The sequence below is a fragment of the Variovorax sp. CF313 genome (genome assembly GCF_000282635.1).
Lineage (GTDB): Bacteria > Pseudomonadota > Gammaproteobacteria > Burkholderiales > Burkholderiaceae_C > Variovorax.
In genome coordinates, this window is record NZ_AKIW01000092.1 from 1 (window position 1) to 10,762 (window position 10,762).

Genomic DNA, 10,762 nt, shown 5'->3' on the forward strand with positions numbered 1-10,762 from the left:
GCACAGCGCGGGTGCTTCGGGGCGCGCACGCACTTGCCGTTCGATCAGCCGGTGGATCGGCTCGCCCGCTTCGGCTGCCTGCCTGCACGCACCCCACGAGGCCAGTTGCGCACGCTCGGCATCGCTCGAAAGATCGATCTCCGAAAAGACCTGGTCCGGATCGACCGTCAACGTCTCGAGCAGGCGCACATACCAGCCCGCCAGCCGCGCCACGGTGGCCTCCCCAAAAAGATCGGTGTTGTATTCGATCTGCGCGTACGCACGCGTCGGTTCGATGAAGAAATCCAGCGACAGGTCGAACTTGGCGCTCGCGTTGCCGCCCCCGACCTGCTCCGCGCGCACGTCGCCGAACGCGAGGTCGGCAACGCTGTCGCTCATCTGCACGCCGAACATCGCCTGGAACAACGGGTTGCGCGACGCATCGCGCTTTTCGTTCCGGCCGGCCAGCAGCGCATTGAGGGGAAGGTCCGCATGCTCCAGCGCCGACAGCGAATCGCGCCGCACCCGCCGGCAGATTTCGCGCAACGTCGCGCGCGGCTCGAGCCGCGCCCGGAACACCTGGGTCGTCACGAAGAACCCCACCAGGTCGCGCACCTCGTCGCGATGGCGGCCGGCATTGGCCACGCCGACGGCAAAGTCGTTCTGACCGCTGTACCGGCCCAACAGCATCTGCCACGCCGCGAGCAGGACCACGAAGGGCGTGCATTTCTCCGTGCGACAGAACTTCTGCAACGCCACCGCCAGCGCCGGCTCCAGCGCGAAGCGATGCACCGCACCGTCGAAGGTCTGCCGCGCAGGGCGCGCCGCGTCGAGCGGCAGCTCCAGCGGTGGCACATCGGCACCCAGGTGGGTGTTCCAGTAGTCCAGTTGCTTCGCCAGGCCCTCGCCCTGCAGGCGCTCGCGCTGCCACAGCGCGTAGTCGGCGTACTGGGCCGGCAAGGCCGGCAGCCGCACGGCCGCACCCGCAGCCAATGCCAGGCGGTAGGCCGAAGCGAGGTCCGCAGCGAGGATGGGGTTGGACCACGCATCCGACACGATGTGGTGCAGGCAGACCGTCAGCACATGCTCCTGGCCCGACAGCCGGATCAGCCTGGCCACCAATGCAGGCGCGGCGTCCAGGTCGAACACATGCAGGGCCGTCTCGCCCGTCAGCGCATCGACACGCGCCTGCCGCGCGGCCCCGGACTCCAGGGACAGATCGAACCGCTCCAGCATGAACCTCACGTCCCGCACCATCTGCTGCATGGGAACGCCGTCTTTCTCGAAGAAGCGGGTGCGCAGGATGCCGTGGCGATCGATCACGGCCTGGAACGCGCGCTCGAGCGCATCCGCGTCCAGCGGGCCGTGCAGGCGGAACGTCCGCGGCAGGTTGTAGGCCGTCAGCCCCGGCTCCAGGCGCTGCAGGAACCACAGCTGCTCCTGCGCAGGGGACAACGGCACCTCGTCGCCGTCCGACACGCGATGGAGGATTTCGTCGTCGCCATCGTCATCCGCCCATCCGTTCTCCGCTGAAATCCGCCGCGCCGCATTGCTGCTGTTCATCACTGTTCCATCCTGTATGCCGAAACCGATCCCTCGTTCTCCATCGTGCGAAGCGCCGCTGCGAGCGTGGCGACGCTGGGATGGTCGAACACCAGCCCCGGCGCGATGTCGATCCGCAGCTGCTTGCGGATGCGCGCCACAAGCTTGATCACAAGCAGCGAGTGCCCTCCCAGCTCGAAGAAGTCGTCTTCCACGCCGATGGCGTCGCGCTGGAGCAGGCTTGCCATGCACTCGGCCAGCACCGATTCGAGCGCGTCGCGCGGTGCCGCCGCCACCGGCTTGCGGTCATCGCTGCGTGCCGCGGACAGCAGCGACTGCCGGTCGATCTTTCCGTTCGGCAGCCTCGCGAACTCCGCGACGAAGATACAGCGCGCAGGCACCATGTGTGCGGGCAGCAGCGTGCCCAGCCGTCCTGTCAGCGCCGAGCGACCGGCCTCCGACGCGAGCGCCCCGTCACCCACGACGAAGGCCCGGAGTTCGGCGTCGCCTCCACCGCCCGGTACCGCCAGCACCACGGCCTGTCGCACGCCGGGCTGCGACAGCAACACCGCCTCCACCTCGGCCGGCTCGACGCGAAAGCCCCGGATCTTGATCTGGTCGTCCGCCCGCCCCGCCAGGCGGATGCCGCCTTCGGGCAGCACGCAGGCCAGGTCGCCCGTGCGGTAGAGCTCTTGCCCCGGCTCGAATGGATCGGCCACGAAAGCGCCTTCCACCTCCCGGTTCAGGTAGCCGCGGCACAGCTGCGCACCGCCGACATACACCGCCCCCAGCGCGCCGCTCGGCACCATGCGCAAGGCTTCGTCCAGCACATGGACGCGGTTGTTCGCCAGCACGCGCGACAGCGGCAGCACCGGGGATGCGGCCTCGCCCGCCGATACGCGGTGCACCATCACGCCCACCGTCGTTTCCGTGGGGCCGTAGTGGTTGTAGATCGCGGTATCCGGTGCAAGCCTGACGATGCGCTCGATGAGCGAGCGCGGTGCAGCCTCGCCGCCCAGCACCAGCGTGCCGGGCAGCTTCGGCGCCTCGTCCTCGAGCAGGGCCTCCAGGTGGGAGGGCACCATCTTGAGCGCGTCGATCCGGCGTTCGCGCATGAAGCCGGCGAAGGCTCGCGCATCCTTCACGTCGCCCGCTCCCGCCAAGACGAGGCAGGCACCGTTGTGGAACGCACCGAAGAGCGCGGTGTTGCCCAGGTCCGCGACGACGGAGCTTGTGAGCGCCCAGCGGCGGCAGCGAGCCAGGTCCATGGCCGATGACACCGCAGCCACGTAGTTGAGCAACTGCCCCTGCCCGATCACCACGCCCTTGGGCGTCCCCGTCGAACCCGAGGTGTAGAGCACATAAGCCAGATCCTGCATCGCGGGTTGGCATGCCGGTGCGCTGTCGGCAACACCGTCGAGGTCCATGTCGTCCAGCGATGCCTGCCGCCACGGCGCATCGCCAGCCGAAGGCACGCCTGCGGCATGGAGCACGAGCGACGGCACGGCGTCTTCCAGCACGGCCTGGCGGCGCGCGGCGGGCCACTCGGGGTCCAGCGGCAGGTAGCCCGCCCCGATGCGCCAGCTCGCCAGCATCGCCACCAGCAGATCGGCCGATCGCGGAAGGTTGAGCGCCACCAGCGTTCCAGCCGCGGCGCCCCGGGCCTGCAGCCAGTGCGCCATCCGGTTGATTCGCGCATCGAATTCGCGATAGCTCAGCAGCACGTCGCCAGCCTCCAGCGCGGGCGCGTCCGGCGTCGTCCGCGCCCAGCGGGCGACATGCCCGGCCAGCGTGAGGCTTCCGAAATCGGCCGCCGCACCGCGCGCTGCCAGCAGCAGCAATTGGCGCTCGCGCTCACACACCAGCGCGAGGCTGCCGACCGGCGCGCGCGGCTGCGCCACGGCATCCTCGAGCAAAGTCTGGTACTGCCACAGCAGCCGCTCCACGGCCTGGGGCGAATAGCGCGACACATCCGCATGCACGGACAACGTGAAAGCCTGCCCGGCCCGACCGACCTGCATGGCCAGTTCGAAACAAGGCAGCGGCCCGGGCGCGGTGTCCACGCGCCAGGCCACGGCACCGTGCGAGCGCACCGGTATCTCGTCGAAGCCGAAGCCCACGTCGAGGTGCGCAGAGATCGGCGGCGCATCGATCGCCCAGTACTCCTGGGCCTCGGCGTGCGCCTCGAGCGTTTCGCCCAGGCGTGCGATCCAGTCGGAGAAGCGCTCGTCGGGCGCGATGTCCACGACCACGGGCAGGATCTTCTCGAAGACGCCCACCGCTCCCCGCATCACTTCGTAGTCGTGCCGGCAATCGTTCTGCCAGCCGGCGACGAAAGGCCTGTGGCCGGTCAACCGGGCCACGAGCAGCCACCACACGGCCTGCAGGAGCAGGTCGGTGCCGCACCCGAGCTGCCCGGCCGCTTCCTGCGTGCGGGCGGCAAGCGCCGCATCGAGAGGAAGGGAGAGGCTGGCACGCGCCGGCGACGCGACCTCGCGTACCCCGTCCATCCGGGTGTTCAGGCGCGGTGCCTGCAGCACATCGGCGCGGTCGATGCAGGTCTGCCAGTAGCCGCGCCCGTCGGCGGCCTCCTCGCCGCTGTCGAGGTCCTGGCGCCATTCGACGAACTGCGTGTACTGGAAAACCTCGTCCGCATCGACGGCCTGCCCCGTGAGGTAAGCCGTTGCAATCTGATCCAGCAGGCCGTGCAGGCTGCCCTTGTCCGCGGCGAACACGCTGGCAACCAGCACGAACTTGTGCCGTGTTTCGCCGAGCCGGGCAATGCCGACGCGCAGCGCCGCGCCGCTCGCGACATCCAGCGGCTCCTGCGTGCACGCGGCGATCCAGTCGGCCAGCGCGGTCGCGCTGTCGGCATTGCCGCGAAGGTCGATCCTTTGCCAGCGCAGCGCAGCCGCCGCATCCAGGGCCTGTTGCCTGAGACCCCGGAAGCCGGGAACCTGCAACACCGCCGAGCGCAAGGCCACATGGGCTTGCACGATCGAGCGGGCCGCGGCCTCGAGGCGCGTCGCGTCGAGCTCGCCGTCGAGGTCAGCCTGCAGCACGAGCTTGGGCGCGCCGGGAGCGGCCTGCTCCCCATGCTGCGCCCGGATGGCACGTTGCTCAGGACTGAGCGGCAGCGAGGAAGTCGTGGTTTCGAGAATGGCAGCCATGGCTTCAGCCCTCGAACACGGCGGGTTGCCGAGCGGCCCCGGGAGCCTGCGCAAGCGCGGTGCGGTCGCACATCGCACCCATGGCGACCACGATCTTGCGCGGCCCCTCGTACGGGTCCCTCGCGTGTGCCGCGAGCATGTTGTCGAGCATCACCACGTCGCCCTGGCGCCAGTCGAAGCGCACGGCGCACGCTTCGTAGGCGCGGCCGACCACTGCCATGGTCTCGTCGTCGATCGGCGTGCCGTCGCCGTAGGTCACATGCCGCGGCAGGTACTCCAGGCCACCGGCCATGGCCAGCAGGTCTTCGCGCACGTCCGCCTCCAGGCAGCTCGCATGGTGCAGCTGGATCTGGTTGAAGAAGACGCGCTCGCCGGTGACGGGATGCGTGATCACCGCCGGGCAGCGGGTACGGGTCTGCAGCGTGTCTTCGTCCAGCCAGCGCCAGGCGGTGCCGGCCAGCGCGAGGCGCGTCTCGACTTCGGCCTTGCTCTCGGTCTTGAAGAAGTCCTTCCAGCTCACGTCGAACCGGGGTACGAAGGTGCGCACGTACATCAGCTCCTTGCGCTCGAACTCGGCCACCATGCCGGCCGGCAGGAGGCGCAGCATCTCGCGGCAATCGACGATGGGCGTGGCGCCGCCCACGGGCGAAGGCAGCTCGCAGAAGAACCACTGCTTGCGCGGCCAGCGGTCGAGGTGCGAACTCTCGTTGTGATACAGGATCATCTGGCGCTCGGGGTACGGGGTCGAACGGTAGGTGTTGCGCCCACCCTCCTTCTTCGGAAGATCGCCGTAGCCGCCGTAGAGCTCGGGTTCGATCACTTCCGCGAAGGCCTCGAATTCCTGCGGCGTGCGCAGGCCGAAATTGCGCAGCAGGATGCCGCCGTGCTTGCCGAGGCTGGCCTCGATGTACGCGCCCTGCTCCCGGGCCCATGCCACCGCGTCGATGTCGCTGCCCGTGGCCTCGATGACCAGTGGGAAAGCCCGCTGGTCCGACAGGAAGGAGGTGCGCACGGGCGAGCGCGGTGCGGCCTGGGCGTTGCGATCCTTGGCGGTGAATTTCTTGAGCTTCTGCAGCTTGCCCGGCGCGGGCGAGGTAGACGGCATGGTGTTTCTTTCCGTGTTGGATGGAATGACGAAGCCCTCCAGCATCCCGTTGGGTGCCGCGACGACCTGCTGCAGGAGACCGCGCCACGCCGTGGATGCGCGCTCGATGGTCTCGCGCAGGTACAGGCTGGAGGCGAAGGTCCACTCGGCCCGCAGGCCGCTTTCGTTCTCTCTCACGAACACCGCGAGATCGAACTTCGATGTCGTCCCGGGCCTCGGGATCGGCTCGATGACCACGCCGGGGATCTCGAAGCGTCCCTCGGGCATGTTCTGCATGACGAACAGCACCTGCACCAGCGGGCTGTGCTGGCGGCTGCGGGGCGCGCCGACCAGTTCGACGATCTGGTCGAAGGGCACGTCCTGGTGTTCGAAGGCCGACAGCGTGCTCTCCTTGACCCTCGAGAGCCACTGCACGAAAGGCAACGCGGGCGCGAGCCGGGAACGCAGCGGCACGACGCCGACGAAGAAGCCGATCAGCTCTTCGAGCGCCGGATGGTCGCGCCCTGCGACGTCGGTGCCGACCACCAGGTCGTCCGACGCGGCCTGCCGGTGCAGCACGAGCAGGAAGGCCGACAGCAGCAGCACGTACAGCGAGGTCTTCTGCTCCCGCGCAAGGCCACGCAGCGCTTGCGCGAGCTCGTGCCCGATCTCGATGCCGACCGTGTCGCCCGCCGCCGACGCCACGGGAGGCCGGGCGTGATCGGGCCTGAGCGTGGACAGGGCGGGTGCGGCCTCGAGGTAGCTGCGCCAGAACGCGGCGTCCCGCGCAAGGTTCTGCGCGAGCTTGCGGTGATGCCAGTCGGCGTAGTCGGCGTACTGGATCGCGAGCGGCGCAAGGGGTGAGTCGCGCCCTTCCCGCAGCGCCGCGTATATGGCCATGAAGTCCTGGATGAAGACAGCTTCGGACCAGCCGTCGAACACGATGTGGTGCACGCACAGCATCAACACGTGTTCCTCGGGCTGCAGGCGCAGGACGGCTGCCGCGAAGGCCGGGCGGGTGGCCAGGTCGAACGCGGTGCCCGCGTGCGCGGCGAGTGCATCGTGCATCGCCCTCGCCTGCAATTCGGCCTGCAGGTGCGAAAGATCCGTCTGCGCAACGACGAGATCGCTTCCTGGCGCGATGCGAGCCACGGGATCACCGTCGTCGTTCTCGGGAAACCAGGTGCGCAGCACTTCGTGCCGCTGCACGACGGCATCGAGCGTGGCGCGCACCAGGTCGACATCGAGCGCGCCCGACAAGCGCAGCGCCGCCGAGATGTTGTAGGCCGCGTGCTTGCCATCCGATGCATCCGACAGCCGATTCACCAGCCACAGGCGCTGCTGCGCGGGCGAGAGCTTCATGTCGGCCACGCGCTCGACCGGTTGCAGCACCGGCACGCGAGCGGACAAGGGGCTCTCGTGCCGCGTCTGCCGGGCGACATTCGCGAGGTCGCGAAGCACCGGGTGCTCGAATATCCTGCGCAGCGGCAGGTCGAATCCGCCGTCGACGCGCGCCCTCGACGCGAGTTGTGCCGCCAGCAGCGAATGCCCGCCGAGCTCGAAGAAACTGTCGTGCCGCCCCACGCGCGGCACGCCCAGCACCTCGGCCCAGATCGAGGCCAGCTTCTCTTCCACCGCGCCTTCGGGTGCCTCGTATGCCCGGTCGCTCGCGAACTCAATCCCCGGCAGCGCGTTGCGGTCGATCTTGCCGTTTCCGTTCAGGGGCAGGCGCTCGAGCACGACGATCGCTGCCGGCACCATGTAGTCGGGCAGTGCCGCGGCGAGGCGGTCGCGCAGCGTCGCCGTATCTGCCGCCTGCCCTGCCTGCAGTGCGATGTAGGCGGCCAACGATGCGCCGTTCGCGCTCTCGCGCGCCACCACCACGGCCTCGCGAACCTCGGGCTGCGCCAGCAGCTGCGTCTCGATCTCCCCGAGCTCGATGCGGAAGCCCCGCACCTTCACCTGGTGGTCGATGCGGCCCAGGTACTCCAGCTGACCTTCGGGGTTCCACTTCACCAGGTCGCCCGTGCGGTACAGCCGCTGGCCGTCCTGCGCCGCGATGAAGCGCTCGGACGTCAGGCCCGCGCGCCGGAAATAGCCGCGCGCCAGGCCGATGCCGCCCAGGAACAGCTCGCCCGGCACGCCCACGGGCGACGGGTTGAGGAAGCCGTCCAACACGTGCAGCGTCGTGGCCGCGATCGGCCCGCCGATGCGGGGCCTGCCGCGAACCGCGGCCGCCGTCGACCAGATCGTGGTTTCGGTGGGGCCGTACATGTTCCAGAGCTCGACGCCGAGCGCCAGCAGGTCTTGCGCAAGGTCTTCCTGCAGCGCCTCGCCGCCGCACAGGCCCTTGAAGTTCGCGGCCTGGCCGCCGTTCCATCCAGCGGCCCGCAAGAGCCGCCAGCCCGCGGGCGTGGACTGGAGCACGGTGGCACCGCACCCGTCCATCAGTTCGCCGAGCGCACTTCCGTTTCGCACCACATCCCTCGGTGCCAGCACGAGGCGCGCGCCGCTGAGCAGCGGCAGGTACAGCTCCAGCGCGGCGATGTCGAACGACAGGGAGGTGACCGCGACCAGCACGTCGTCCTGCGTCATGCCCGGCGCCTCCTTCATGCTCAGCATGAAGTGGCTGAGCGACCTGTGCCGCACCATCACGCCCTTGGGCTTTCCCGTGGAGCCGGAGGTGTAGATGACGTAGGCCAGGTTCTCGCCTCCGAGCGCGACCTGCGGGGCGGCATCGGAGTGGCTGCCGGTGTCCAGCGTGTCCAGCGCCACCACCTGCAGCGCCTCGGCGCCCGGCACCAGGGCTCTCAGGTTGTCTTGCGTGAGCAGCAATCCGATGCCGCTGTCGGCCACCATGTAGGCGAGGCGGTCCACGGGATACTCCGGGTCGAGCGGCACGTACGCCCCGCCGGCCTTCAGGATCGCCAGGACCCCGACCACCATCTCGACGGAGCGCTCCACCGCGATGCCCACCTTCATCTCCGGCTTCACGCCAAGGGCAATCAGGCAATGCGCCAGGCGATTGGCCCGTGCCTCGAGCTCCGAATAGCTCAGCGCCTCGTCACCGAAGACCAGCGCTGTCGCGCCCGGCCTGAGCGCTGCCTGCCGCTCGATCAGCCGATGCACCGGCTCGTCCTGCGCATACCGCATGGGGTTTTCGCCCCATGCGGCAAGCTGGCGCCGTTCGTCGCCGGACATCACCTCGAGTTCGCAGGCCGGCCGCTCGGGCTGCGCCGACAGGCCCTGCACGACGGCCTCGACGGCGGCGGCCATCAGGCCGCACACGCGAGCGGCATCCACCGCCTCGTGAATCTGCGCGACCAGATGGAAGCCCTCGCCCAGGTCGTCCACCGACATCTCGATCGGGTAGTTGGTGCGCTCCCTGCTGCCCAGGACCTCCATGCCTTCCCACAGCGGGCCCTTCTCTTTCTCCTTGCCCTGCTGCGCGCCGTAGCGGTAGTTCAGCAGCGCCGTGAACAGCGGCATCCGCTGCGGCAGTGCGCTGCAGCGCTGCGCCAGCGACAGGCTGGCGTACTCGTGATGCATCAGTTCACTGAGCGCCGCGTGCGTCTGGCGCAGGCACGCCTGCACGCTTTGCGTTCCCAGCCGGATGCGCACGGGCAGCGTATTGATGAACATGCCCAGTGCCCGGTCGGCATTCGCACCGCCCTGCATGCGGCCGAACAGCACGGTGCCGAACACCACGTCGTCCCTGCCCGTGGTCTTGCCCAGCACCAGCGCCCAGGCCATGTGGAACAGCGCCGCGGCGCTCACGCCGCATCTCTGCGCCTGGCTCCTGACCTGCGATGCGAGCCGTGCATCCAGCGCGAGCGAGGCTTCCCGCACCCGGATGCCGTCGCCTTGCACGTCGAGCAGGCCGAACGGTGCCGTCGGCTCCTCCACATCGGCGAGCATCTGGCTGAAGAAGGCCTCGTGCACGGCCTGGCCCAAGTCCAGCCTGGCCTGCCCGACAAAGTGGCGGAACGGTACGGGCGCGGGCAGCCCGGCGTTGCGCTCTTGCTGGATCAGCGCAATTTCCTCGACGATCAGCTCCAGCGTGGTGTGGTCCACCACCAGGTGATGGTTCGCCAGCTGAAGGAGCCAGCGGCCGTTGTCCACGTCATGGGCCGCAATGGCCCTCAGCATCGGTGCCTTGCGCACGTCGATGCGGTAGTGCGCCGGGTCGACGTGGGCATCGAGCCGCGCGGAAGCGCTCGCGCCGCCGGGCCCGGCATCGGCCAGCCACTGGAGTTCGAGCACGGCCTTGCGATGCACCACCTGCATCGGTTCGGGAAGGTCTTCCCACATCACGGCCGTTCGCAGGATGTCGTGGCGCGCGATCACTTCGTTGAAGCTGGCGACGAAATGCTCGAGCCTTCCGCGGCTTTCGAAACTCAGGCGGTTCAGCGTGATGTATGCGTCGCCCTCGGCCTGCAGTTGGTGGTGGAAGAGCATCCCCTCCTGCATCGGCACCAGCGGATAGATGTCCTGGATGTTGGCGGCCCCGCCCGGCACCGCCGCCTCGATGCGCGCGATCTGCCGTGCATCCAGGGTCGCCAGCGTCAGCATCTCCGGCTGGATCGCCCGGCAATCCGCCGGAATGCCGTTGGGAGGAACGGACAGCTCCTGCCGCGCAGGCTCCAGCACCAGCGCCTGCGCGAATGCGCCGAGCTGTGGCTGCTGGAACAGCGTGCGCACCTGCGTCGACCAGCCCTGGGCGCGCATGCGCTCCAGCAGCCTCAGCGCCAGCAGCGAATGGCCGCCGAGTTCGAAGAAGTTGTCGTTGCGGCCCACGCGCTGCACGCCCAACACATCGGCCCAGATGGCGGCCAGCTTTTCTTCCACCTCGCCCGCGGGCGCCTCGTAGGCGTGCTCGCTCGTGAACTCCGGCGCCGGCAGGGCCTTGCGGTCCACCTTGCCGTTGGCGTTCAGCGGCAGTGCGTCGAGCACCACCAGCGCGGCGGGCACCATGTAGTCGGGCAGC

At 69.2% G+C, this 10,762-nt stretch carries 3 protein-coding genes; all 3 read right to left on the reverse strand.

Features of this window, described 5'->3' with window-relative positions:
* Positions 1 to 1,542 (reverse strand): condensation domain-containing protein (locus tag PMI12_RS21930; protein WP_007836843.1); only part of this gene is annotated, 1,542 nt, incomplete at its 3' end.
* Positions 1,542 to 4,691, reverse strand: a complete 3,150-nt coding sequence (locus PMI12_RS21935; RefSeq protein ID WP_007836845.1) for a non-ribosomal peptide synthetase — start codon at positions 4,689 to 4,691, stop codon at positions 1,542 to 1,544. The genes PMI12_RS21930 and PMI12_RS21935, both read right to left, overlap by 1 nt.
* Before the next feature lie 4 nt (positions 4,692 to 4,695).
* A partial coding sequence (locus tag PMI12_RS29265) for a non-ribosomal peptide synthetase (RefSeq protein WP_042673993.1) occupies positions 4,696 to 10,762 on the reverse strand: 6,067 nt, incomplete at its 5' end.

What these genes read in the sequence shown, in the direction of transcription:
- PMI12_RS21935 (WP_007836845.1), bottom strand. Translation starts at nt 4,691, where the DNA reads ATGGCTGCCATTCTCGAAACCACGACTTCCTCGCTGCCGCTCAGTCCT.